The following is a 24,689-nucleotide window of genomic DNA, read 5'->3' as shown; positions in this document are numbered from 1 at the left end:
GAGGTCGTGTTCATGCAAAGGGGAAGTATTCTGGGGTATGATCTGAATGAGAAAAACTGTCAGATCAGCTACTATGATGAGAAAAAAGAAGAACCGGAGACACTGGAGACGGCGATCGAGAATTATCAGATCCCGGTGCTGCTGGGGTATTATAATGAGCGGTGGGTCTATGGAAAAGAGGCAAAGAAGCTTTTAGTGGTCCGCGAGGGTGAAGTGGTCACAGACCTTTATCAGAAGGCTGTGCGCCGGGAAAAGATCCATATCGGAGAAAAAGACCATGACGCGGTCTGGCTTCTGTCCAAGTTCATCAGCCTGACGCTGGAAGAGTTTGAGGAGATCGAAGAGATCACATTTTCGGTTCCTTATACGGACATTGACGTGTCAAAGATGCTGAAAGGGATCGGAAGGCACATCGGGATTCCCAAAGAGAACATCCACGTGCAGGATTATAAGGAAAGCTTCTGCCAGTATATGTTCTACCAGCCCAAAGAACTCTGGCAGTATGAGGCCGCGCTGTTTTACTGCGACGCGCAGGAGATCCGCGCTTATATGCTCCGGAAACTGAACACGGTGACCGGAAGAGGCAGAGATCTGTTTGTAACGGTAGACGAGGTGGCAAGTGCAAAAATGAAGGAGCTGGAAGCCATCTATCCGGTGCTGAATGTAGATAAGGCCAAGGATGCGGACGAACAGTTCAAATCCTTTATCCAGAATGTTTTTGATAAGAAGGTGATCTCATCCGTATTCCTTACCGGGGAAGGATTTGAGAACAACTGGTATCCCAATTCCCTGAAAGTTCTGTGCAACGGAAGAAGAGCGTTTCTGGGAAATAACCTGTACAGCAAGGGAGCCTGCTATACATCGATGCGCAGATCCTTTGCGCTGGATGACGGACCGGTATACCTGGATGAGACGAAAATGACGGAACAGATCTGCCTGCGTATGCGTGTGGGGGGACAGGAAGGATGGCATCCCATTGTGTCCTGGGGCACCCACTGGTATGAGGCGGACGGCCAGTGGGAGGTGATCCTGGAGGACACCTCTGATATAGAGATCCATGTGGAATCTCTGGCCGGCGAGGAACTGCAGGTAGAAACGGTGTCGCTGGAAGGGCTTCCGGACAGAAAGGATTATTCTCTTAGGATCCAGATCGACGTGATGTTCCTGGATGAGAAAACCTGCCGGCTCACATTTAAGGATGTGGGATTCGGGGAATTTTTCCCTGCCACGGATTTCTGCACGGAGAAGATATTAAAATTAGGAGGCATCCATGGGCAGTTTAATTCTATGTCATAAAAAGAGAGCCAGACAACCCTATGTGATTTCCAGGGTTCATATGAAGATCTACACCATTGAAGAGCTCTGTTATTATATCTGCAACAACCTGTATCTGATCGACTATACGATCATCAATCAGCAGCTTTGCGACTGGATCGGAAGAGAGCTGGATATGGAAGAATTGTCGGAACATCTGCGGGAGGAGCTGCGGAAGAACTGCTCCATGGAGCAGTTTATCCTGACGATTTTAAGAGAGTCTACGATCTATGCCCAGTCCGATATCAACCGGATCCAGAATATCCTGGAGCGTCTCCAGAACCAGAAGGATGTGGAGCGCAAGAAGCACAAAGCGGACAGTCTGATGCAGAGCAAGGAATATGAGTCTGCAGTGCTTGTGTACCAGTCGATCATCCATGGCGAGCGGGACGATTCGGTTGACAAGACCTTTTACGGCAAGGTATATGCCTGCCTGGGAGCAGCCTACGGCCGGCTGTTCCTCTATGAGGAGGCGGCCAGGATGTATGAGCAGGCATACGCGATCTGTGAAGACGCGGATATGCTGAAGGCTTATCTCTACTGCTGCAGCCGGGCGCTTCCGGAGCAGAAATATGTGAAGATGCTGTCTGGTAATCCGGCTTATCTTACGATGGACCCGGTGGTGAGAGAAAGCGTGCAGACAGTAAGGCGGGAGATCGACCCGGATCTTCCGGAGGAAAAGCTGGAACAATGGGAAAAAGAATACCGGAGGATTGACAAGACTGCCGGAATATGCTAAGATAACAACGATTTAGCGTAGTAAAGTAGTCAATTGTTAATAGAGCGTTGTCCTAAAACACGGCTCTTGCTGCGCGTGATTTCAAGGAGGATGAAGAGATGAAAAAGAGAGTAACTTTGCTCCTTGCCCTGATGAGTGCGTCAGCAATGCTTGCGGCCGGATGTGGCGGCGGCAGCGAGAGCACAGGCGCAGAAGAGACCGGCGGCGATACATCGAAAGAAGAGACTGCATCATTTGAAGAAAAGCAGGAAGGGGATACCTTTACCGTAGGATTCGATCAGAACTTCCCGCCCATGGGCTTTGTAGGAGATGACGGCGAATATACCGGCTTCGACCTGGATCTGGCAAAAGAGGTCTGTGAACGGCAGGGATGGGAGTTTGTACCCCAGCCCATTGCATGGGAGACCAAGGATGCGACGTTAAATTCCGGTGAGATCGACTGTATCTGGAACGGATTTACCATGAACGGAAGAGAAGATGAGTATACCTGGTCTGATCCCTATCTGGATAACCAGCAGGTATTTGTGGTAAGATCTGATTCCGGCATTGAATCGGAAGAAGATCTGGCAGGAAAGATCGTGGACGTTCAGACAGAGTCCTCGGCCCAGGCGGCGCTTGATGACAATCCGGAACTTGCAGATACGTTTGGAACGCTGCAGGTGATCCCGGATTATGATACCGGATTTATGGAGTTGGAGAGCGGCGCAGTGGATGCGGTGGCCATGGATATCGTGGTGGCCAGCTATCAGATTGAATCCCGCGGTGCGGATTTTACGATCCTTGATGAATCCATTGCCTCTGAAGAATATGGAATCGGTTTCGCAAAAGGCAATGAAGCGTTAAGAGATACGGTGCAGGCGACGCTGGAGGAGATGGCTGCGGACGGTACGATGGCGGAGATCTCCGAGAAATGGTTTGGCGAGGATATTACGACGATCGGGAAATAAACGAAAGCAGACGATGAAAAGCAGGGGCTGTCCTTCCCGGACAGCCCCTTTTTACGAAGAGAGGGAAAGATATGGCAATTTCAGTTATGCTGATGAAGCTCCTGGAAGGAATGGGCGTGTCCGTGATGATCTTCCTCGTGACACTGATCTTTTCTCTTCCTCTGGGGCTTCTGGTATCCTTTGGCAGAATGTCAAAGAATCCGGTGATCCGGACCATTGTAAAAGTATATATTTCTGTGATGCGCGGCACGCCGCTGATGCTGCAGCTGATCGCGATTTATTTCGGACCTTATTACGGCCTTGGGATCCCCAATTCTCCGGGGTGGAAAAATACAGCGGTAGCCATAGGATTTATTTTGAATTACGCGGCTTATTTTGCGGAAATCTACAGGGGAGGCATTGAGTCCATGTCCCCGGGGCAGTATGAAGCGGCAAAAATACTGGGATACAGCCGGGCGCAGACATTCTTTCGCATTATCCTGCCCCAGGTGATCAAACGGATCCTGCCGGCAGTGACCAATGAGACGATCACGCTGGTCAAGGATACGTCCCTTGCCTTTTCCATCGGTGTGATCGATATGTTTACGGTGGCAAAGGCGCTGAGCGCTTCCCAGACCTCCCTGCTCCCGCTGGTATTTGCCGGAGTATTCTATTATATCTTTAACTTTATTGTGGCTTTTTTCATGGAAAGCATCGAAAAGAAGCTGAATTATTATCATTAGGAGGAAACCTATGAGCCTGTTGGAAATGAAGCATATCAAAAAAAGTTTTAACGGCCAGGAGGTGTTAAGGGATATTTCTCTTACTGTGGAAAAGGGAGAAGTCTTAAGCATCATCGGGCCTTCCGGTTCCGGGAAATCCACGCTTCTGCGGTGCGCCACGGGGCTTGAGACTCCGGATTCGGGAGAGATCCGCTACACGGGGACGTTTGGGCTGGTGTTCCAGAACTTTAATTTGTTTCCCCATTATTCTGTTATAAAGAATGTGACAGACGCGCCCATAAAAGTGCAGAAGAGAAGAAAAGACGAGGTGTATCAGGAAGCCAGGGCGCTGCTAGCTAAAATGGGGCTTTCGGATAAGGAGAACGCTTATCCCTGTCAGCTGTCCGGAGGACAGCAGCAGAGAGTCTCTATCGCAAGGGCTCTTGCCATGAATCCGGATATCCTGTTTTTTGACGAGCCCACGTCCGCGCTGGATCCGGAACTGACCGGCGAGATCCTTAAAGTGATCAAAGACCTGGCGGCAGAACATATGACGATGGTGATCGTGACGCATGAGATGAGTTTTGCCAGAAATGTTTCCGATCACATCCTGTTTATGGACCAGGGATATGTGGAACTGGAGGGAACTGCGGAGGAAGTGTTTGCCTCTTCCAATTCCAGGATTCGTGGATTTCTGGGAAAATTTGAGAATATCTGACAGATCGTCTGACAGGGCCAAAGGAAGGTTGCTTTTCCTTTGGCCTTGTATTATACTGGATTTATTAACGAAAAAGGAGATAAAAAAATGGCAAACGACAGATATCAGAGCCCGCTTTCCGAGCGTTATGCAAGTAAGGAAATGCAGTATATTTTTTCACCGGATAAAAAGTTCCGCACATGGAGGAAGCTGTGGATCGCCCTGGCGGAAACAGAAAAAGAGCTGGGACTTCCTATTACACAGGAACAGATCGACGAGCTGAAAGCCCATGCGGAAGACATTAATTATGACGTGGCAAAGGAAAGAGAAAAGGTGGTCCGCCACGATGTTATGTCCCATGTGTATGCGTACGGTCAGCAGTGCCCGAAGGCAAAAGGCATCATCCACCTGGGAGCTACCTCCTGTTATGTGGGAGATAATACCGATATTATCCTGATGGCAGAAGCCCTGGAGATCGTAAAAAAGAAACTGGTCAATGTGATCGCGGAACTGGCGGATTTCGCAGAGAAGTACAAAGAACTTCCGACCCTTGCGTTTACCCATTTTCAGCCTGCGCAGCCAACGACGGTCGGAAAGAGAGCGACCCTGTGGCTGCAGGAGTTTGAGATGGATCTGGAGGATCTGGAATATGTAAAGAGTACCTTAAAGCTTCTGGGATCCAAAGGAACCACCGGAACCCAGGCAAGCTTCCTGGAATTATTTGACGGGGATCAGGAGACCATTGACAAGATCGATCCCATGATCGCGGAGAAGATGGGATTTGCGACCTGTTATCCGGTATCCGGGCAGACCTATTCCAGAAAAGTGGATACCCGTGTGCTGAACGTGCTGGCAGGAATCGCGGCAAGCGCACACAAGATGTCCAATGACATCCGCCTTCTCCAGCATTTGAAAGAAGTAGAGGAACCTTTTGAGAAGACCCAGATCGGTTCTTCTGCCATGGCTTACAAGCGCAATCCCATGAGAAGCGAAAGAATCGCCTCTCTGTCCAGATATGTGATGATCGACGCGCTGAATCCGGCGATCACCTCTGCCACCCAGTGGTTTGAGCGGACGCTGGATGATTCCGCCAACAAACGGCTGAGTGTGCCGGAAGGCTTCCTGGCCATTGACGGGATCCTGGATCTGTGCCTGAATGTGGTAGACGGCCTGGTGGTATATCCCAAGGTCATTGAAAAGCGTCTGATGAGCGAACTTCCGTTTATGGCAACCGAAAATATCATGATGGATGCAGTGAAGGCCGGCGGAGACCGTCAGGAACTTCATGAGAGGATCCGGGAGCTTTCCATGGAAGCAGGACGCAACGTAAAAGAAAAGGGACTGGATAACAATCTGCTGGATCTGATCGCAGCAGACCCGGCATTCAATCTGAATGAGGAAGAGCTGAAGAAGACCATGGATCCGGCAAAATATGTGGGACGCGCGCCGATCCAGGTGACCAATTACCTGAATCAGGTGATCCGTCCGCTTCTGGAAAGAAATAAAGAACTGCTTGGCGTAAAGGCGGAGATCAACGTATAAAAGGATCGTCTGCCTGCATAGGAAATGCTAAAGAAGAAACAAAATCTTAGCAATATTACCAAAAATAAAAAAGTCAAGTCTTTTTTGCAAAAAAGGGACAGGAAAAAACGGCGTAACCACGGGGGGTGCGCCGTTTTTTGAATTCCCGGGGTTCAAACACATGAAAAAATGACGAAATTTTTTCAAAACTTCAAAGTTTGATTGAGAAAAAAATGTCAAAGTGGTATGATAGACGAAGTAAATATAGATATGTATGGTATCTATGATTTTATCTAGAGAGAAAGGGAGATGATTTTTTGGAAACATTAAACAACATCGTACTGACGATCCAGGACTACATGTCGAACATTGTACTGATCATTGCTCTTGCAGCAGCCGGTATCTGGTTCAGCATCCGCACAGGATTTATCCAGGTTCGCGGATTTAAGCGGGGCATCAAGCAGGTGTTCGGCGGACTGTTCAGCAAGAAAGGCGAGGCCGGAAATGACGGTATGAGTTCTTTCCAGGCTCTGGCAACCGCCATTGCGGCACAGGTTGGTACCGGTAATATCGCCGGCGCGGCTACAGCCATCGCCATCGGCGGACCGGGCGCGATCTTCTGGATGTGGGTAGCAGCCTTCCTTGGTATGGCTACTATTTATTCTGAGGCTCTGATGGCACAGAGATATAAGAAGATCGGAGACGACGGGATCGTAACCGGCGGACCGGTATACTATATCCGCGGCGCGTTCAAGGGAACCTTTGGCAAGATCCTGGCAGGTATCTTTGCGGTACTTCTGATCTTTGCTCTTGGATTCATGGGGAACGCAGTACAGTCCAACTCCATTGCTGCATCCTTCCATACTGCATTTGGAATCCCGCAGTGGATCATGGGACTGATCGTGGCAGTACTCGCCGTATTTATCTTCTCCGGCGGTATGAAGCGTATCGCGAAAGTAACAGAGACCATGGTGCCTTTCATGGCGGCTCTTTATATCCTGGGATCTCTGATCGTAATCTTCTATAACTGGAGAAATATCCCACTGGCCTTCTATGAGATCTTTGTAGGCGCGTTCGCACCGGCTTCCATCGCCGGCGGAGCAGTGGGCGCAACCATTAAGCTTGCCATCACCAAAGGTGTTGCAAGAGGTCTGTTCTCCAATGAAGCAGGTATGGGTTCCACACCTCATGCGCATGCGGTAGCAAAGGTAGCGCATCCGGTAGAACAGGGACATGCGGCTATGATCGGTGTCTTCATCGATACCTTTATCGTACTGACCATGACAGCTCTGGTTATCGTGACCACACGTGCTTTGCCGGAGTCCTACAACGTAGTAGAAGGCGGATATACAGGAGCAGAGTTAAGTCAGTTCGCATATTCTCTGGTATATGGTAAATTCGGAGAGATCTTTATTGCGATCTGTATGTTCTTCTTCGCATTTTCCACTATCGTTGGCTGGTATTTCTTCGGACAGGCCAATATCAAGTATCTGTTTGGATCCAAGGCGGTTCCGATTTATTCCGCGCTGGTATGTGTCTGCGTATTCCTGGGATCCCTGGCTCAGGTAGATCTGGTATGGAATATGGCTGACTGCTTCAACAGTCTGATGGTAGTGCCCAATATCATTGGTCTGCTGGCACTTAGCGGCATGGTGAAGAAGGTACACGACGACTATTTCAACAATTTCCTGAAAGGAAAGCCGTCGGAATTTTCAACAAAAAATGATTAGTTAAATTGTATAATTTCACCAAATTTTCAGGATTGAATTTTTGCGGTTGAAAATGAATTAACAATCAGTTATTATAAAAACAGATAAAAAGACATATACATATATTTTATCAATAAAACAATATAGTAGGTTGATATTTTCCCGGAGAGAGCCGCATCGGCCGCCGAAGAGGCAAACCTGTCAGAATAGTCGGACAGGCGAAACTTTCAGGCAAAAGGACGGGGAAAAGGACTACATTCTGAATCTTGTGCTGTATGAAAAACTTTTTGAGTATGGCAGGGCAAAAGACAGGAAGGGCGGCTTACGCACACGGTTATGTGCATAAGGCGCCCTTTTATATAGGTAATTTCTATAAGCGGCCCGTAAGATTTCAGGCAAATATCAGAAAAGGAGTAGAGAGCTTTGCAGGACGGATATATTGTACTTACGAATAACCCGCTGGTTTTTGAAAAACTGCACAGCACCCATGAACTTATTTACAGAGAAGTTTCCTATGAAGATATCCTGAAAGAGGCAAGAGATATGATCCATCAGGGGCATCAGCTTCTGACCCATCCCTTGTCCGGCAGTGTGAAGCCAAATGAGACGCCTTATAAGTCCATGCTCCTGTCAAAGTCAAAGGGGCGTATGGATCAGGCGTCTGTGCGTCTGATCGAGTATGCGCTGGACGCATGCAAGAAGTTCCATTTTCGGGGAGATCAGTTCCAGTCGGATGTATATGAAGATTTCCAGATGATCGACTGGACGCTTCTGGAGAGCGGTATGACCTCTGCCGATGTGTGGAGATAGGTATCCGGTTGTAAAAGCATTGAAGCTTAGACAATACAAACAAATTTTTTAAGGAGGGAATGTAAAGTGAGATTAGAGTTAGGACACATTTACATCAAGGACATTCAGTTCGCATCCGAATCCAAAATTGAAAACGGAGTCCTTTATGTATCCGAAGAGGCTGTAAAGGCAGTGGCTCTTGAGGATGAGAAGATCAAGAGTGTATCCTTTGACATCGCAAAACCGGGAGAGTCTGTAAGAATTACTCCTGTAAAAGATGTCATCGAGCCACGTGTAAAGGTTGAGGGAAGAGGGGGAATCTTCCCGGGCGTGATCGCAAAAGTTGACACTGTAGGTTCCGGAAAGACCTACGCACTGAAGGGAATGGCTGTTGTTACCGCTGGTAAGATCGTTGGATTCCAGGAAGGTATCATCGATATGACAGGCCCTGGAGCAGATTACACACCATTCTCCAAGACACTGAACCTGGTTATGGTATGTGAGCCTGTAGACGATATCAAACAGCATGACTATGAGAAGGCTGTAAGATTTGCAGGATTCAGAGTTGCTACTTACTTAGGTGAGCTGGCACGCAACCTGACACCGGACGAGACCAAGGTTTATGAGACCTGCGGAATCAAAGAAGGCATCGAGAAATATCCGGATCTTCCGAGAGTTGCTTATGTACAGATGCTTCAGAGCCAGGGACTTCTGCATGACACCTATGTATACGGTGTAGATGCCAAGAAGATCGTTCCTACTATCTTAAGCCCCACAGAGGTAATGGACGGCGCGATCGTATCCGGTAACTGTGTATCCGCATGCGACAAGAACCCGACCTATGTACATGAGAACAACCCGGTAGTTGAGGATATGTTTGCACAGCACGGAAAAGCCTTCAACTTTGTGGCTCACATCATCACAAACGAGAACGTATACCTGGCTGACAAGATGCGTTCCTCTGACTGGACAGCAAAACTCTGCAGAATGCTGGATCTGGACGGCGTTATCGTTTCCCAGGAAGGATTTGGTAACCCGGATACTGACCTGATCATGAACTGCAAGAAGATCGAAGCAGAAGGTGTGAAGACAGTTATCATCACAGACGAGTATGCAGGACGCGACGGAAAATCCCAGTCACTGGCTGACTCCGATCCGGCTGCTGACGCAGTAGTAACAGGCGGAAACGCAAACCAGGTAATCATCCTGCCGAAACTTGACAAAGTCATCGGAACCCTGGATTATGTAACAAAGATCGCAGGTGCAAGTGAAGAGACACTTCACGAGGACGGCTCTCTGGAAGTTGAGCTTCAGGTACTGACAGGTGCTACCAATGAGACTGGCTTCAACAGACTGAGCGCAAGATAGGAAGGAAGGAGAAAGAATCATGGCAAACATTAAAGTTGTTCATTACATCAATCAGTTCTTTGCACAGATTGGTGGAGAAGAGAAAGCGGATTACCCGGTTGAGCTTCGCAAGGGCGAGGTAGTCGGACCAGGTATGGCGCTGACACAGAATTTCAAGGGCGAAGCAGAGATTATTGCAACGATCATCTGCGGTGACTCTTACTTCAATGAAAATATCGACAAGGCAAAAGCTGAGATCCTGGATATGGTAAAGGAACAGGCTCCGGATGTATTCATTGCAGGACCGGCTTTCAACGCAGGACGTTACGGTGTTGCCTGCGGAACCATCGCAGCAGCAGTTCAGGAAGAACTGGGCATCCCGTCCCTGACCGGTATGTATGTAGAGAACCCGGGCGCTGACATGTTCAAGAACCAGGTATATATGGTTGCTACCAAGAACAGCGCTGCAGGCATGAGAGATGCTGTAAAGAAGATGGCTCCTCTCGCTCTGAAACTTGCAAAAGGCGAGCCGATCGGCGCTTCCTGCCAGGAAGGTTATATGCCGAACGGCGTTCGTGTAAACTTCTTCGAAGAAGAAAGAGGATCCAAGAGAGCGGTTGACATGCTGATCAAAAAGCTTGCTGACAAACCGTTCACCACAGAGTTCCCGATGCCTGACTTCGACAGAGTAGAGCCTAATCCGGCTGTTAAAGATCTGGCACACGCTAAGATCGCTCTGGTTACTTCCGGCGGTATTGTTCCGAAGGGAAATCCGGACCACATCGAAAGCTCCAGTGCTTCTCACTATGGAGAGTACGACATCACAGGCGTTATGGATCTGACAGAAGATACCTATGAGACCGCTCACGGCGGATACGATCCGGTATATGCTAACGAAGACGCTGACCGTGTACTTCCGGTAGACGTGCTTCGCGATATGGAAAAAGAAGGAATCATCGGAGAACTGCATCACCTGTTCTACACCACAACCGGTAACGGAACAGCCGTTGCATCTGCAAAAGCATTCGCAGATGAATTCTCCCAGAAGCTGAAAGCTGACGGAGTTGACGCAGTGATCCTCACCTCTACCTGAGGTACCTGTACTCGTTGCGGTGCAACGATGGTAAAAGAAATCGAGAGAGCCGGCATCCCGGTTGTACACATTTGTACAGTAACTCCGATCTCTATGACAGTTGGTGCGAACAGAATCGTTCCGGCTATCGCTATTCCTCATCCGCTTGGAAATCCTGCACTGGATAAGGATGAAGAGAAGAAGCTGCGTCGTCATATCGTAGAGAAGGCTCTGACAGCCCTTACTACAGAAGTTGACGGACAGACCATCTTTGAATAGTACGAAAGGTATTATCTTTAGGTAAAGTTGGGTAAAACTTTAAAAAAGGAGACGAGACAGACATGAGCAAGATTTATGATGTTATCGTCCTGGGTGCAGGTCCTGCCGGTTTAGCGGCAGGCCTGTATGCAGGAAGAAGCCGCCTCTCTGTTCTGATCATTGAAAAAGGACAGGACGGCGGACAGATCGCGATCACAGATGAGATCGAGAACTATCCGGGACAGATCGTAGAAGGAGAGTCCGGACCGTCCCTGATCGCGAGAATGACAGAGCAGGCTGCGAAATTCGGAGCAGAGCGCGTATCTGACACGATCAAGGAAGTAGAGCTGAATGGTGATGTAAAAGTTCTGAAGAGCGAAAAAGCCGAGTATCAGGCAAAGAACGTGATCATCGCTACAGGCGCTCACGCAAGACCGATCGGATGCAAGGGCGAAGCAGAATTTATGGGCAAGGGTGTTTCCTACTGCGCTACCTGTGATGCCAACTTCTTTGAGGACTTTGAAGTATATGTAGTCGGCGGCGGAGACTCCGCAGTAGAAGAGGCTATGTATCTGACCAAGTTCGCAAGAAAAGTAACGATCATCCACAGAAGAAATGAACTTCGTGCAGCAAAATCCATTCAGGAGAAAGCATTCAAGAATCCGAAGCTTCACTTCATGTGGGATTCTGTTGTGGAAGAAGTCGGTGGAGACGACATCCTGCAGTGGATGAAGGTTAAAAATGTTAAGACCGGCGAGATCACAACAGTAGAGGCAGATGAAGAAGACGGAATGTTCGGCGTATTCGGATTTATCGGAACTGTTCCGAACACTCAGCCGTTTGAAGGCATCATCGACATGGATGAAAGAGGATACATCAAGACAGATGATGACATGCACACCAACATCCCGGGCGTATATGCGGCAGGAGATGTCCGTGTAAAGAGCCTGCGTCAGGTAGTGACCGCAGCTGCTGACGGAGCGATCGCAGCAGTCCAGGTAGAAAGAAGCATGTCTGACTACTTCTAGGAAGTAACAACTATTATTTATTTACAAATAAGGAGGATGATTCCAATGTTAGACTTAGATAAGAAAACATTTGAAGACGAAGTGTTAAAAGCAGACGGATATGTATTCGTTGACTTTTACGGTGACGGATGTGTACCGTGCCAGGCTCTGATGCCGAAGGTACATGAGTTCGCTGATACTTATGGCGACAAGTTAAAATTCACATCTCTGAACACCACAAAAGCACGTCGTCTGGCTATCGCACAGAAGGTGCTTGGACTTCCGGTTATGGCGATCTACAAAGATGGAGAAAAAGTAGAAGAGCTGGTAAAAGATGACTGCACACCGGAAAGCATTGAAGCGATGATTAAGAAATACATCTAAGACCAGAGCGGATGTTTTTCTAAATCATAAATTACAACCTGTAAAACCACAAGAAAGGAGAGTCGCATAATTATGGCTATTTTAGAAGGCAAAAAAGCAATAATTATCGGAGACCGTGACGGAGTACCGGGACCGGCTATCGCAGAATGCGTAAAGACTGCCGGTGCTGAAGTAGTATTCTCCTCCACGGAGTGTTTCGTCTGAACGAGCGCAGGCGCAATGGATCTGGAAAACCAGAAGAGAGTAAAAGAATTCGCTGAGGAATACGGCGCAGAGAACTTAGTAGTAGTTCTTGGTGCTGCAGAGGGCGAAGCTGCAGGTCTTGCAGCTGAGACTGTAACCCTTGGTGATCCTACTTTCGCAGGTCCGTTGACAGGGGTCCAGCTTGGACTCGCGGTATATCACGTATGTGAGCCAGAGATCAAAGAAGAGTTTGATCCGGAAGTTTATGACGAGCAGGTAGGCATGATGGAGATGGTTCTTGACATTGATGACATCTGTGATGAGATGAACGCAATCAGAGAGCAGCTTTAATCAGTTGTAAATAGGACGTAAGACCTGGAAAAGGCCTTGCGTCCCCTGTAAAGATTTTAGGAAAGGGGCAGCCCCAAAGTATGTTCCCAGAAATGGGCTGCTCCTTTTTGTATAAATAAGCATAAACTGCGGGTCAGTTTATATTTATGAATTTAAGAAAGGTGGAAAACCAATGAACAGTGTAATTAAGGGAGCAAGCTATGTATTAGTACATACTCCGGATATGGTTTTATACAACGGAACCACACAGACAACAGAAAGAATCGTAAATCCTGATTCTGAGTATCTTAAAGAAGTGCCGAATCATCTTCGTTCCTATGAGGACGTAGTTGCTTACTGGCCGAACCAGACCTATATCGGAAACGTACACCCGGATCAGCTTGCAGAAGTTGAGTTCCCGTGGTACGACAAGAAGATGGAAGGCGCAGACCGTTACGGAAAATACGGTGAGATCATGCCGGAGGAAGAGTTCCTGTTCCTGGTACAGGCCAGCGACATGTTCGAGGTTGTAAAACTGGAGAAGGGATTCGTTGAAAAATACAAAGATCAGTTTGCAAAGAACCCGATCATTACAGAAGATATTGTTGCACTGACAGAGGACGGCGTAGAGCTTTCCGAAATCGAAGCTCTGATCAATGACGATCATGCAGAGCCGCTGTATTTTGAAAACCAGCTGGTCGGATGTGTAAAACCGGCTCACGATATCGACGTGAACCTGTCCGCACATGTAATGCATGAGAACCTGATGAGCAAGGCATCCAGCGTACTGGCTCTTCTTTACGGCGTACGCAATGCAGGAATCGACAAGGCAGACGTTGAGTATGTCATCGACTGTGCAGAGGAAGCCTGCGGCGATATGAACCAGAGAGGCGGCGGAAACTTCGCAAAGGCTGCAGCAGAGGTTGCAGGCCTTGTAAGCGCCAGCGGATCTGACGCAAGAGGATTCTGCGCGGCTCCGACCCATGCGCTGATCGAAGCGGCTGCACTGGTAAAATCCGGAGCATACAAGACTGTTGCTGTTACAGCCGGAGGCTGTACCGCAAAACTTGGTATGAACGGAAAAGACCACATCAAGAAAGGCCTTCCGATCTTGGAAGACTGCCTGGGCGGTTTCTGCGTGATCATTTCTGAAAATGACGGCGTAAGCCCGGAGATCGATCTTGGAATGCTGGGACGCCACAGTGTTGGTACCGGCTCTGCTCCGCAGAACGTAATCGGCAGCCTGGTTGCTGATCCGCTTGACAAAGTGGGAATGAAGATCACAGATATCGACAAATTCTCTCCGGAAATGCAGAACCCGGATATCACAAAACCGGCAGGAGCAGGAGATGTTCCGCTTGCCAACTACAAGATGATCGCAGCTCTTGCTGTAAAGAGAGGCGAGCTTGACAGAAAAGAACTTGCAAACTTTACAAAAGAGCACGGCCTGACTGGATGGGCTCCCACACAGGGACACATTCCGTCCGGAGTTCCTTATGTAGGATTTGCTGCTGAGGATATCAAGGAAGGCAAGATCAAAAACGCTATGATCATCGGAAAAGGAAGTCTGTTCCTTGGACGTATGACCAACCTGTTTGACGGTGTATCTTTTGTGATCCATGGAAATACAGCAGCAGAAGAAGAGGCGGCTGCAGGAGTATCCGAAGAAGAAGTAAAGGGACTCATTGCGAAAGCAATGAAAGATTTTGCTGCAACCCTGATGGCAGAGTAAGGGGTGGTGAATATGGCAAATAATATCGAGAAAATGATCGCCACCACATTTATGGAGATGGCAGAAGGGTTAGAGACAGGAAGCTTCGGCAAAAGACCGAAGGTTGCGCTGACCGGTATGGGAAGCGAGCATGGAGAGGAAAACTCCATGGCAGCGGCTGTTGAAGCTGCAAAAGACGGCATTGATGTATACTACATCGGAACTCTGGAAGCAGAAGGCGTTACAACCATCAAAGTGGCAAACGATGAAGAGGGCCACGACAAGATGGAAGAGATGCTGAAGAATAAAGAGATCGACGCTGCCGTTACGATGCACTTCCCGTTCCCCATCGGTGTATCCACAGTAGGACGCTGTGTGACACCGGCCACAGGAAAAGAAATGTACATCGCCAATACCACAGGTACCTCCAGTACGGACCGTATCGAAGGTATGGTAAAGAACGCGGTATATGGTGTGATCGCAGCGAAAGCATGCGGAAAGAAGAACCCGACCGTTGGTATCCTGAATGTAGACGGCGCACGTCAGACAGAGAAGGCGTTAAAGCAGTTAAAAGATCAGGGATATGATATCACATTTGCAGAGTCCAGCCGTGCAGACGGCGGATGCGTGATGAGAGGAAATGATGTTCTTCAGGCATCCCCGGATATCATGGTAACAGACTCTCTGACCGGAAATATCCTGGTGAAAATGCTGTCTTCTGCAAATACAGGCGGAAGCTTTGAGGCAACCGGTTACGGCTATGGCCCGGGTATTGGAGAAGGATATGAGCAGTTAGTCATGATCGTATCCAGAGCATCCGGTGCTCCGGTTATTGCCAATGCGATCCGCTACGCGGCGCAGCTGGTAAGAGGTAAAGTCTTTGAAGTTGCAAAGAAGGAATTTGAGGCGGCTAAGAAGGCAGGATTCCAGCAGATCCTGGATTCCGTAAAAGCTGCTTCCAAACCGGCGGCTGCAGAAGAAGAGGTAAAAGAACCTCCGAAGGAGATCGTAACCGCACAGATCCCGGGTATCGAGGTCATGGATCTGGACGATGCAGTAAAATGCCTGTGGAAGATCAATATCTACGCAGAGAGCGGCATGGGCTGTACCGGACCGATCATCCGTGTATCAGACGCCAACCTTGCAAAGGCGGAAGAAGAACTGAAAAAAGCCGGATACATCGGCTAGTTTCAGCCAATTTGTAAAAATTGTTTAAAAGAAGAGACATCTTGATATCTGTCAGGATGTCTCTTTTCTTTTTGAGAAGCCGGTGCTATAATGTATGGGATTGATGAAAGACTGGAGTTGACCGTTATGGATATTGAACGGATCACAGATAAAAAAAGAGACTATATGGAAATGCTGCTTCTGGCCGATCCGCAGGAAAGTATGATCGACAGATACCTGGATCAGGGCGAGATGTATGTGCTCTACGATCAGGGACGGGCGGTCACGGCTGCCGTGGTGGCGGATCTTGGCGGCGGGAAGTGTGAATTAAAAAATATATCCACCATACCAGAAGAACAGCGAAAGGGATATGGCAGGTACATGATCCATTTCCTGTGCGAACATTACAGCGGCCGGTACGATCTGATGTATGTGGGGACCGGCAACAGTCCGGATACCCTGGGATTTTATCATGCCTGCGGGTTTGTGAATTCCCATATTGTGGCAAATTTCTTTGTAGACAACTATGAGGAACCCATTTATGAAAACGGGATCCGCCTGACGGACATGATCTATCTGAAAAAGAAGCTGGATTCGGAACTGGACGTCAAAAAGGTGGTGGATCTGGCGGTAGAGGCGGGCCGTATCCTGTTAAAGAACGGGGCGGAGATCTTCCGTGTAGAAGAGACTATGGACCGTATCTGTAAGAGATTCCACGTGGATTATGTGGATTCCTTTACCCTGAGCCATGCGATCTTTATTACGGCGGAAAAGGGAATGAATGAAGTCTATACCAAGGTGAAAAATGTCCCGCTTTCCGGTGCGCACCTGGGAATCGTTACCGAAGTCAACGCGCTGTCCAGGGAGATCAGCGCAGGAAAGATCGGTATCGACGAGGCGTGGGAGAAATTACGTGCGATTGAACAGATCCCGCCGAAAAAAGGATATTTTCAGGTCCTTGCAGCCGGCGTGGGCAGCGCGGCATTCGGATACCTTCTGGGCGCGTCTGTGAATGAAAGCCTTGTCGCGTTTGGGATCGGATGCCTGTTGTATTTCTGGGTATTATTTGCAAAGAAGCTGCATATGTCAAAGATTATCGTAAATATTGTGGGCGGCGCGCTGATCACTTTGCTGGCGGTTCTTGCGCTGCATGTTCCGGCCCTTGGGGTTGCGAGGCTGGACGGTATGATCGTGGGCGCGATCATGCCTCTGGTGCCGGGGCTTGCATTTACCAATGCGATCCGGGATATTGCGAACAGTGACTTTTTGTCAGGTACTGTGCGGATGATCGACGCTCTGATGGTATTTGTGTATATCGCGATCGGCGTTGGTACGATGCTGAGTATCTATAATAATATGATTGGAGGGATCACGGTATGATGGGAAATGTAGCCGCGAACCTGATCTGCCCGTTTCTTGGAACGGTTGCGTTTGCCGTACTGTTTAACGTCCCGAGAAAATATTATCTGGCAGGAGGACTGACCGGAACGGCAGGCTGGCTGGCATATATTTTTATTTTAAACTTTTCTTCCGCTGCGATCGCTTCTTTTGTCGGCGCGTTTGTGGTAGTATTTATATCCAGGATGCTGACCGTGCGGATGAAGTGCCCGATCACGGTATTCCTGATATCCGGTATCTTTCCTCTGGTGCCGGGAGCCGGTGTTTATTATACGGCCTATTACCTTGTGACCGACCAGATCGCTCTGGCAGGGGAAAGAGGGCTGGGGGCTCTGAAGATCGCCTTTGCGATCGTCCTTGGCATAGCATTTGTGGTTTCCATTCCAAGAGAGGTCTTTCAGGGACAGTATTGGAGAAATAGAAAAACAGAAAAGATGAGAACAGGAGAGAAACAATGAAAAGAGTAAGAACAAGATTTGCGCCCAGTCCGACAGGACGGATGCATGTGGGAAATTTAAGAACAGCGCTGTACGCGTATCTGATCGCAAAGCACGAGGGAGGAGACTTCATTCTCCGGATTGAGGATACGGACCAGGAGCGTTTTATGGAAGGGGCGCTGGATATCATTTATCATACGCTGGAAGAGACAGGTCTCGTTCATGATGAGGGACCGGACAAAGACGGCGGCGTGGGCCCTTATGTACAGAGTGAGCGGAATCAGTCCGGCCTGTATCTGGAATATGCAAAGCAGCTGATCGAGCAGGGAAATGCCTATTACTGCTTCTGCGACAAAGAGCGTCTCGATTCTCTGAAAACAAAGGTTGCGGACGGAGACGGCCCGGAGATCGTGGTGTATGACAAACACTGCCTGGGACTTTCCAAAGAAGAAGTAGAGGCAAACCTGGCGGCAGGCAAGCCCTATGTAATCCGTTTTAACATGCCGACAGAAGGGGAGACCACCTTCCACGATGAGATCTACGGAGATATCACGGTTCCCAACAATGAACTGGAGGATCTGATCCTGATCAAGTCCGACGGATATCCGACCTATAATTTTGCCAATGTTATTGACGATCACCTGATGGGCATCACTCATGTGGTGCGGGGAAATGAATACCTGTCCTCTGCGCCCAAGTACAACAAGATCTATGAGGCGTTCGGCTGGGAGGTGCCGGTTTATGTACACTGTCCGCTGATCACCGATGAGACCCACAAGAAACTGAGTAAGCGCTGCGGACATTCTTCCTATGAAGATCTGATCGAGCAGGGATTTGTAACAGAAGCAGTGGTAAACTATGTGGCTTTGCTTGGCTGGTGTCCGGAAGGAACAAAGGAGATCTTTTCTCTGGAAGAACTGGTGAAAGAATTTGACTACCGCCACATGAGCAAGTCTCCGGCTGTCTTTGATATTGTGAAACTGAAATGGATGAACGGCGAATATCTGAAAGCCATGGATTTTGACCGGTTCTACGAAATGGCAGAGCCTTACATCAAAGCTGTGGTAAAAAGAGACTGTGATCTGAAGAAAATCGCGGCGCTGGTAAAGACCCGGATTGAGATCTTCCCGGATATTACCGAACAGATCGACTTTTTTGAAGAACTGCCGGATTATGACGTATCCATGTACTGTCATAAAAAGATGAAGACCAATGAGGAAAATTCTCTGAAGGTATTGCAGGATGTCCTGCCGCTTCTGGAAAACCAGGAAGACTTCAGCAACGACGCGTTGTTTGAACTTCTGAAAGGATATGTGGATGAGACAGGGGTAAAGACAGGATTTGTAATGTGGCCGGTGCGGACCGCTGTGTCCGGCAAACAGAATACGCCGGGTGGCGCGACAGAGATCATGGAGATCCTTGGAAAAGAAGAGTCTCTTAGACGGATCCGCAAAGGCATTGAATTATTGACAAAGTAAGGGGAATTTCATGAGTTTAAATCAGGCTCAGACAGAGGCGGTCGCCCATCACCGGGGACCATGTATGGTCCTTGCCGGTCCCGGTTCCGGGAAAACTCTTACCATTGTAAAAAGAATTGAATATCTGATCCAGACGTATAAGGTAAGGCCAGAAGAAATTCTGGTCATTACCTTTACGAAGTATGCTGCCAGAGAGATGAGGGAGCGTTTCTTCGCCCTGAAAAAAACCGGGCAGGGAACGGTGACCTTTGGCACCTTCCATGGGATCTATTATGGCATCCTGAAGTGGGCGTACGGGATCCGGCAGATGGATCTATTGACGGAGGACCAGAAGGCGGAGCTGATCCGCCTTTCTATGGAGGACGCCGGATGGGAAGAAATGGGAGAAGCGGAATCACAGAAAGAACAGATCCGGGAACTGGCAGAGGAGATCGCCTCTTTGAAGAATCAGGCGGTCCCGGCAGAATCCTTTTCTCCGGCATCCTGTGAAAAAGACAGGTTTCTCAAGATCTACCAGGCCTATGAATCCAGAAAAGACAGCTGTCATAAGATCGATTTTGAAGATATGCTGATCCGCTGCAGGGATCTTTTCCTGCAAAGACCGGATATCCTGAAAAAATGGCAGGAAAAATTCCGGTACATCCTGGTGGATGAATTTCAGGATATCAACCAGGTACAGTATGACGTGATCCGTATGCTGGCTTCGCCGGAGGATAATCTCTTCGTGGTGGGAGACGACGACCAGTCCATCTATGGGTTCCGGGGAGCCAGGCCCGGCGTGATGCGGCAGTTTATGAAGGATTATCCGGGGGCCAGAACCGTTCTTCTGGATATCAATTACCGTTCTACCGGTAATATTGTAAAAAGCGCCCTCCGGGTGATAGGAAGGAACCGGAACCGGTATGATAAGAAGATCCGGGCTCTGGCAGGAACCGGGGAAACAGTCCATGTGCAGGAGGTAAAAGACCCACTGGAAGAAAGCAGATATGTGGCAGAGGAGATCAAAAAACGGCTGGAGCAAAGCATCCGCCCCTCCCGGATCGCAGTCCTGTACCGGACCAATGTAGACGCAAGGGCTTTATCCGAGACACTGACGGAATATCAGATCCCTTTTTTCATGCGGGAGAAGATCCGCAATCTCTATGACCATATGACTGCCGTTGATATCAGCAGTTATTTTCATCTGGCAATGGGAGACAGGCAGAGGAAATATTTCCTGCAGGTTGCAAACCGTCCCAACCGCTATATCGGAAGAGACGCCATGAAGGAGCCGGACATTTCCTATGAATCGCTCCGGAACTTTTACTGTGACAAAGAGTGGATGATGGACCGGGTCGACCAGTGGGAGTGGGATATGAAGATGCTGAACGAAAAAGCGCCGTTTGCGGCCATTCAGTACATCCGAAAAAGCATGGGATATGATGAATTCCTGAAAGGGTACGCCGAGTTTAAGGGACTGGACAAAGAGGAACTTTTCGGGGCGCTGGATGAGATCCAGCAGGCCGCGAAGCATTACAAAGATATGGAAAGCTGGTTCGCCCATGTGGAGGATTACCGGAAAGCGCTTGGCGCGCAGAAACAGGAAGGGGCTGACGAAAACAGCATCCGGCTGATGACGGTCCATGGCGCGAAGGGGCTGGAATACGATACCGTATTTCTGATCCACGCCAATGAAGGGTGCATTCCTTATAAAAAGGCAAAAACACCGGAAGAGATCGAAGAAGAGCGGAGGCTTTTCTATGTGGCCATGACGAGGGCGCAGAAGAAACTGACCATCAGCTATGTAAAAGAAAAAAACGGAAAGGAACAGCGTCCTTCCCGTTTTGCAGAGGAATTATTCCTCGTCTAAGTCTTCAAACTCCTGGGTGTCCATCCACTCGTCAAACGCATCAGCGACGGCTTCGTATTCGTCGTCATCCTCGATGTTCTCAAGCTCCGGCTCTTCTTCGCTGTGGTCGATGTAGCGGTAAAGATATACATCGCCATCCTGCGGTTCGCCGTCGTCTCCCAGGGGAAGAAGGGCGATATAATCCTTTTCGCCTGCAGAAAAGATGGTGAGGACGGCGCATTCCACTACTTCATCGTTATCCAGGGTCAGTGTGACTGTCATATACTCGTCCATAGTATGAATCTCCTTTGTTTTGTAGATACTCTTACTGTAGCAGAGGAGAGAAGAAAAAGCAAGAATGAAGAGTAGCCAAATGACTGAAAATAGTGTAAAATATTTGTAAGTATGTGCGGCTGATGCACACGGGAGGTATGAAAATGTTGAAAAAAAGAATGTTGACGGTGCTGGCAGTCCTGCTTTCCTGCGCCTTTCTTTTTACCGGATGTAAACAGAATGTGGGGACGCCGGAGGACAATGCCGTACCGGAAGAAGGGGAGAATGCGGACGAAACAGAAGAGGACGGCACGTTTGTCTTCGGTTTTACAGGCATTGATATGGAAAATCCATATTTTATCACACTGGAGAAGGCGATCCGCGAAGTGATCGAGGAAAACGAATATCGGCTGGTGACAAAAGATCCTGCATCCGACCCGGAAACGCAGGCCGCGCAGATCCAGGAGATGATCGATGAAGGAGTGGACGCGGTATTTCTCTGCCCGGTAGACTGGGAGAAGATCACGCCGTCTCTGGAAGCTCTGAAAGACGCAGGCATCTATATCATCAATGTGGACACACAGGTGAAAGAGATGGATTATGTGGACGCCTATGTGGGATCCGATAACTATGAGGCCGGTTATATCTGCGGCGAGGATCTGGTGGAAAAGTGTCCGGACGGCGGAACAGTGGCGATCCTGGAGTGCCCGACGCAGAATTCCATGAATGACAGGATCACAGGATTTGAGAATGCGCTGGCAGACGCGGATTGTGGATTTACTGTGGTTGCAAGAGAGGATACAAACGGAGAGTTTGAAAAAGCGCTGGAAGCTTCCAAGCAGATCTTCGCAGAGTATCCGGATGTGACGGCTGTGATGTGCGGAAACGACCAGCTGGCGGTAGGTGCAAAGACAGCCGCCAATCTGGCTGAGATCGAGCAGGTGATCATCTACGGCGTGGATGGTTCGCCGGATATCAAAAAAGAACTGAAAAAGCCGGGAAACCAGATTGCCGGGACAGCGGCCCAGTCTCCGATCAATATGGGCAAGACTGCCGCAGAGATCGGAATCGATATTCTGGAAGGTAAAGATTACGATACAGAGACCTTTGAAGAGGTCTTTATGATCGATGCAGATAATGTAGACATGTATGGCGTAGACGGCTGGCAGTAGAGAGAGGGCATGCGTATGAGAGCAAAAAAAGGAAAACCATTACCATTAGGTATCAGCATAACAGGAAGCAGTGTGAATTTTTCCGTTGCGGTTCCGGAAGGGAAGCAATGTGAATTGCTCTTGTACAAAGCCGGGAGCGCCGCGCCTGCAGAACAGTTCCCAATGGAAGAGTCCGTAGGAGAAGTGCATTTCCTTGCAGTGGAAGGACTGGATCCGGCAGAGTATGAATATAATTACCGGATCGACGGAGAGGTCGTAGTGGATCCTTATGCCAGAGGACTGTCAGGACGGGAAGCCTGGGGAACAGAAAGGGACGCGCAAAAGCATGAGGTCAGAGGCGTGCTCCGATGTGACGGGTATGACTGGGAGGGGGACCGCCCGTTAATGATCCCGCAGAATCAGATACTGGCCTACAGCCTTCATGTCAGAGGATTTACGAAGCACAGCTCCTCCGGCGTGGAAAGGAAGGGTACCTTTGAGGGCGTGATTGAAAAACTTCCTTATCTGACGGATCTGGGGATCAATCAGATCCACTGTATGCCGGTGTATGAGTTTGAGGAGTGCGGACGGCGCAGGAATTACTGGGGATATGGGCCCGGGTGGTTCTTTGCGCCAAAGAGCGCTTATTCCGCCTGCGGCGACGGCGGAAAGAGTCTGAAAGATATGGTGAAGGCCTGTCATAAAGCGGGCATCGAAGTGGTGCTGGAGATGCCCTTTGCCCAGGGAACGCCGGGACAGATGATGGAAGAATGCCTGCGGTATTATCTTCTGGAGTATCACGTGGACGGATTTATCCTGAATCCTTTTACGGCTCCTATGGAAGGAGTCTGCGCAGATCCGCTTCTTAAGAAGACCAAGATCCTGGTGCATGATCTGGGCTATCAGACCGTGATGCGCCGTTTCCTGAAAGGAGACGAGGGCATGGTGCGGGATGTGATGTACTGGCTGCGTCACAAGCCGGAAGCAGACCGGATGTTTAACGCGATCACTGAGCAGAGCGGATTCACCCTGCAGGATCTGGTGTCCTATGACGGAAAGCATAACGAGGCAAACGGAGAGGATAACCAGGACGGAACGGATTATAATTACAGCTGGAACTGCGGCGCGGAAGGCCCGTCACGGAAAAAAACAGTGGCGGAACTTCGGAAAAATCAGGTGAGAAATGCCTTCTTCCTGCTTCTGACATCCCAGGGGACGCCCTGTATTCTCGCAGGAGACGAATTTGGCAACAGCCAGCAGGGAAATAATAATGTCTATTGCCAGGATAATCCGGTGGGATGGGTGAACTGGGCAGGACTTAAGAATCATCCGGAACTGCATGCATTTGTAAAAGCCCTGATCGCTTTGCGTAAAAAGCATCCGGTCCTGTGGCCGGAAGAAGAGATGACAGGGATGAGTTATGGGAACCGGGGGATCCCGGATGTATCCTACCACGGAGAAAACGCATGGAAAGTGCCCTGTGAGGTATCAAGCAGACAGCTTGGCGTCTTTTATAACGGAGAAGATCCGGGCACCGGGGAAGAAGAGCATCTGTTTATCGCCTATAATATGCACTGGCTGGAACATACCTTTGCGCTGCCGGCTCTTCCCAAAGGAAAGAAGTGGTACCGGGTTGCTTCTACTTCGGAAGGGATCCTGCAGGAAGGGATCCCGGCGGAAGATCCGCGCATCACAGAGATAGAAGCCCGCACCGTTGCGGTATTTGCAGGCAGGTAACAGAAAGATGAACGTATCTGAACGTATCTCTTGTCTGAGCGGATTTCAGTTGAAGTGCATTGCCATCCTGTCCATGGCGCTGGATCATACCGGAGCGGTTCTTTTTCCGCAGGAAATCTGGCTTCGATGCGCAGGACGTCTGGCCTTCCCCATTTTCTGTTTCCTGATCGTGGAAGGGTTTGTCCATACCCATGATGTATACCGGTATATGGCAAGGCTGGGAGTTTTTGCGCTGATATCTGAGATCCCCTATGATCTTGCCTTCCGCGGCGTATGCCTGGAATTCGCATATCAGAATGTGTTTTTTACCCTGCTGATCGGCATCGTTATGATGAAACTGCTTTCCGTGACCAGGCTTTGGCCGGAAAAAGCGGCGATCCTGATTCTGGCCATGTGGCTGGCGGTAGTGTTAAGAACGGATTATAATTTCCGCGGGATCCTTCTGATCTTTATGCTGTATGTATTCCGGGAACAAAAGTTCCTGGCAGCGGCAGCAGGCGGTCTTTGGAAC

The 24,689-nt window shown here is 49.1% G+C and carries 23 protein-coding genes and 1 riboswitch; of the genes, 22 read left to right on the top strand and 1 reads right to left on the bottom strand.

What is annotated here, in order from left to right:
- Positions 1-12 precede the first annotated feature (12 nt).
- From H6A13_RS00115 to H6A13_RS00025, 19 genes are all read left to right on the top strand, one after another.
- Positions 13-1,296 carry a DUF5716 family protein gene (locus tag H6A13_RS00115; RefSeq protein WP_204907589.1) on the top strand — a complete coding sequence of 428 codons (1,284 nt, stop codon included), beginning with the start codon at positions 13-15 and terminating at the stop codon, positions 1,294-1,296.
- The gene (locus H6A13_RS00110) at positions 1,271-2,053 is read left to right on the top strand and encodes a hypothetical protein (RefSeq protein WP_204907588.1); all 783 of its coding nucleotides are present in this window, start codon (positions 1,271-1,273) and stop codon (positions 2,051-2,053) included. The genes H6A13_RS00115 and H6A13_RS00110 overlap by 26 nt, the downstream gene beginning before the upstream one ends.
- A gap of 98 nt (positions 2,054-2,151) precedes the next feature.
- Positions 2,152-3,000, top strand: coding sequence for an amino acid ABC transporter substrate-binding protein (locus H6A13_RS00105; protein WP_204907587.1), 849 nt, complete (start codon positions 2,152-2,154; stop codon positions 2,998-3,000).
- Between the two features lie 71 nt (positions 3,001-3,071).
- Entirely contained in the window at positions 3,072-3,722 is a 651-nt protein-coding gene (locus H6A13_RS00100; RefSeq protein WP_204907586.1) for an amino acid ABC transporter permease, read from the top strand.
- A gap of 10 nt (positions 3,723-3,732) precedes the next feature.
- Complete coding sequence (locus tag H6A13_RS00095) at positions 3,733-4,419, top strand: amino acid ABC transporter ATP-binding protein (protein WP_243424682.1); 687 nt, start codon at positions 3,733-3,735, stop codon at positions 4,417-4,419.
- Positions 4,420-4,506: 87 nt separating this feature from the next.
- Positions 4,507-5,940, top strand: a complete 1,434-nt coding sequence (purB, locus tag H6A13_RS00090; protein ID WP_204907585.1) for an adenylosuccinate lyase — start codon at positions 4,507-4,509, stop codon at positions 5,938-5,940.
- 296 nt (positions 5,941-6,236) lie between these two features.
- The gene (locus H6A13_RS00085) at positions 6,237-7,649 is read left to right on the top strand and encodes an alanine/glycine:cation symporter family protein (RefSeq protein WP_204907584.1); all 1,413 of its coding nucleotides are present in this window, start codon (positions 6,237-6,239) and stop codon (positions 7,647-7,649) included.
- Between the two features lie 131 nt (positions 7,650-7,780).
- Positions 7,781-7,881: riboswitch (glycine riboswitch) on the top strand.
- A 170-nt stretch (positions 7,882-8,051) separates the two neighbouring features.
- Complete coding sequence (locus tag H6A13_RS00080) at positions 8,052-8,438, top strand: GrdX family protein (RefSeq protein WP_204907583.1); 387 nt, start codon at positions 8,052-8,054, stop codon at positions 8,436-8,438.
- Between the two features lie 66 nt (positions 8,439-8,504).
- The gene (locus H6A13_RS00075; RefSeq protein ID WP_204907582.1) at positions 8,505-9,785 is read left to right on the top strand and encodes a glycine/sarcosine/betaine reductase component B subunit; all 1,281 of its coding nucleotides are present in this window, start codon (positions 8,505-8,507) and stop codon (positions 9,783-9,785) included.
- 19 nt (positions 9,786-9,804) lie between these two features.
- Positions 9,805-11,115 carry a glycine reductase complex selenoprotein B gene (grdB, locus tag H6A13_RS00070; RefSeq protein WP_204907581.1) on the top strand — a complete coding sequence of 437 codons (1,311 nt, stop codon included), beginning with the start codon at positions 9,805-9,807 and terminating at the stop codon, positions 11,113-11,115.
- 62 nt (positions 11,116-11,177) lie between these two features.
- On the top strand, positions 11,178-12,122 hold the full coding sequence (gene trxB / locus H6A13_RS00065) for a thioredoxin-disulfide reductase (RefSeq protein WP_204907580.1): 945 nt from the start codon (positions 11,178-11,180) through the stop codon (positions 12,120-12,122).
- Between the two features lie 45 nt (positions 12,123-12,167).
- Positions 12,168-12,485: a thioredoxin TrxA gene (gene trxA / locus H6A13_RS00060; protein WP_204907579.1), complete on the top strand. Its 318-nt coding sequence runs from the start codon at positions 12,168-12,170 to the stop codon at positions 12,483-12,485.
- Positions 12,486-12,557: 72 nt separating this feature from the next.
- Positions 12,558-13,019, top strand: a complete 462-nt coding sequence (gene grdA, locus H6A13_RS00055) for a glycine/sarcosine/betaine reductase complex selenoprotein A (RefSeq protein WP_204907578.1) — start codon at positions 12,558-12,560, stop codon at positions 13,017-13,019.
- Between the two features lie 172 nt (positions 13,020-13,191).
- Positions 13,192-14,730 (top strand): glycine/sarcosine/betaine reductase complex component C subunit beta, encoded by a 1,539-nt coding sequence (gene grdC, locus H6A13_RS00050; protein ID WP_204907577.1) that lies wholly within the window; start codon positions 13,192-13,194, stop codon positions 14,728-14,730.
- Positions 14,731-14,742: 12 nt separating this feature from the next.
- On the top strand, positions 14,743-15,897 hold the full coding sequence (gene grdD, locus H6A13_RS00045) for a glycine/sarcosine/betaine reductase complex component C subunit alpha (protein WP_204907576.1): 1,155 nt from the start codon (positions 14,743-14,745) through the stop codon (positions 15,895-15,897).
- A gap of 126 nt (positions 15,898-16,023) precedes the next feature.
- Positions 16,024-17,256: a GNAT family N-acetyltransferase gene (locus H6A13_RS00040; protein WP_204907575.1), complete on the top strand. Its 1,233-nt coding sequence runs from the start codon at positions 16,024-16,026 to the stop codon at positions 17,254-17,256.
- The gene (locus H6A13_RS00035; protein WP_204907574.1) at positions 17,253-17,732 is read left to right on the top strand and encodes a threonine/serine exporter family protein; all 480 of its coding nucleotides are present in this window, start codon (positions 17,253-17,255) and stop codon (positions 17,730-17,732) included. Before H6A13_RS00040 ends, H6A13_RS00035 begins: the two co-directional genes overlap by 4 nt.
- Complete coding sequence (gene gltX / locus H6A13_RS00030) at positions 17,729-19,189, top strand: glutamate--tRNA ligase (protein WP_204907573.1); 1,461 nt, start codon at positions 17,729-17,731, stop codon at positions 19,187-19,189. Before H6A13_RS00035 ends, gltX begins: the two co-directional genes overlap by 4 nt.
- 10 nt (positions 19,190-19,199) lie before the next feature.
- Positions 19,200-21,038 (top strand): ATP-dependent helicase, encoded by a 1,839-nt coding sequence (locus tag H6A13_RS00025; RefSeq protein WP_204907572.1) that lies wholly within the window; start codon positions 19,200-19,202, stop codon positions 21,036-21,038.
- Here H6A13_RS00025 and H6A13_RS00020 read toward each other — a convergent pair.
- Positions 21,024-21,311, bottom strand: a complete 288-nt coding sequence (locus H6A13_RS00020; protein WP_204907571.1) for a DUF1292 domain-containing protein — start codon at positions 21,309-21,311, stop codon at positions 21,024-21,026. The two genes, H6A13_RS00025 and H6A13_RS00020, sit on opposite strands and share 15 nt — an antisense overlap.
- 143 nt (positions 21,312-21,454) lie before the next feature.
- Between H6A13_RS00020 and H6A13_RS00015 the strand changes: the two genes are divergently transcribed.
- The 3 genes from H6A13_RS00015 to H6A13_RS00005 form a co-directional block, all read left to right on the top strand.
- On the top strand, positions 21,455-22,462 hold the full coding sequence (locus H6A13_RS00015; RefSeq protein WP_204907570.1) for a sugar ABC transporter substrate-binding protein: 1,008 nt from the start codon (positions 21,455-21,457) through the stop codon (positions 22,460-22,462).
- Positions 22,463-22,477: 15 nt separating this feature from the next.
- Entirely contained in the window at positions 22,478-24,178 is a 1,701-nt protein-coding gene (locus H6A13_RS00010) for an alpha-amylase family glycosyl hydrolase (RefSeq protein ID WP_204907569.1), read from the top strand.
- 7 nt (positions 24,179-24,185) lie between these two features.
- Positions 24,186-24,689 (top strand): TraX family protein (locus tag H6A13_RS00005; protein WP_204907568.1); only part of this gene is annotated, 504 nt, incomplete at its 3' end.

The organism is Mordavella massiliensis, assembly GCF_016902415.1.
Lineage (GTDB): Bacteria > Bacillota > Clostridia > Lachnospirales > Lachnospiraceae > Merdimonas > Merdimonas faecigallinarum.
This window is presented reverse-complemented; position numbering and strand designations above follow the sequence as displayed.

Bases quoted from the DNA above. Each gene is read 5' to 3' on its own strand.
- H6A13_RS00115 (WP_204907589.1), top strand. From the start codon at position 13: ATGCAAAGGGGAAGTATTCTGGGGTATGATCTGAATGAGAAAAACTGT.
- H6A13_RS00110 (WP_204907588.1), top strand. From the start codon at position 1,271: ATGGGCAGTTTAATTCTATGTCATAAAAAGAGAGCCAGACAACCCTAT.
- H6A13_RS00105 (WP_204907587.1), top strand. From the start codon at position 2,152: ATGAAAAAGAGAGTAACTTTGCTCCTTGCCCTGATGAGTGCGTCAGCA.
- H6A13_RS00100 (WP_204907586.1), top strand. From the start codon at position 3,072: ATGGCAATTTCAGTTATGCTGATGAAGCTCCTGGAAGGAATGGGCGTG.
- H6A13_RS00095 (WP_243424682.1), top strand. From the start codon at position 3,733: ATGAGCCTGTTGGAAATGAAGCATATCAAAAAAAGTTTTAACGGCCAG.
- purB (WP_204907585.1), top strand. From the start codon at position 4,507: ATGGCAAACGACAGATATCAGAGCCCGCTTTCCGAGCGTTATGCAAGT.
- trxB (WP_204907580.1), top strand. From the start codon at position 11,178: ATGAGCAAGATTTATGATGTTATCGTCCTGGGTGCAGGTCCTGCCGGT.
- trxA (WP_204907579.1), top strand. From the start codon at position 12,168: ATGTTAGACTTAGATAAGAAAACATTTGAAGACGAAGTGTTAAAAGCA.
- grdC (WP_204907577.1), top strand. From the start codon at position 13,192: ATGAACAGTGTAATTAAGGGAGCAAGCTATGTATTAGTACATACTCCG.
- grdD (WP_204907576.1), top strand. From the start codon at position 14,743: ATGGCAAATAATATCGAGAAAATGATCGCCACCACATTTATGGAGATG.
- H6A13_RS00040 (WP_204907575.1), top strand. From the start codon at position 16,024: ATGGATATTGAACGGATCACAGATAAAAAAAGAGACTATATGGAAATG.
- H6A13_RS00035 (WP_204907574.1), top strand. From the start codon at position 17,253: ATGATGGGAAATGTAGCCGCGAACCTGATCTGCCCGTTTCTTGGAACG.
- gltX (WP_204907573.1), top strand. From the start codon at position 17,729: ATGAAAAGAGTAAGAACAAGATTTGCGCCCAGTCCGACAGGACGGATG.
- H6A13_RS00025 (WP_204907572.1), top strand. From the start codon at position 19,200: ATGAGTTTAAATCAGGCTCAGACAGAGGCGGTCGCCCATCACCGGGGA.
- H6A13_RS00020 (WP_204907571.1), bottom strand. From the start codon at position 21,311: ATGGACGAGTATATGACAGTCACACTGACCCTGGATAACGATGAAGTA.
- H6A13_RS00015 (WP_204907570.1), top strand. From the start codon at position 21,455: ATGTTGAAAAAAAGAATGTTGACGGTGCTGGCAGTCCTGCTTTCCTGC.
- H6A13_RS00010 (WP_204907569.1), top strand. From the start codon at position 22,478: ATGAGAGCAAAAAAAGGAAAACCATTACCATTAGGTATCAGCATAACA.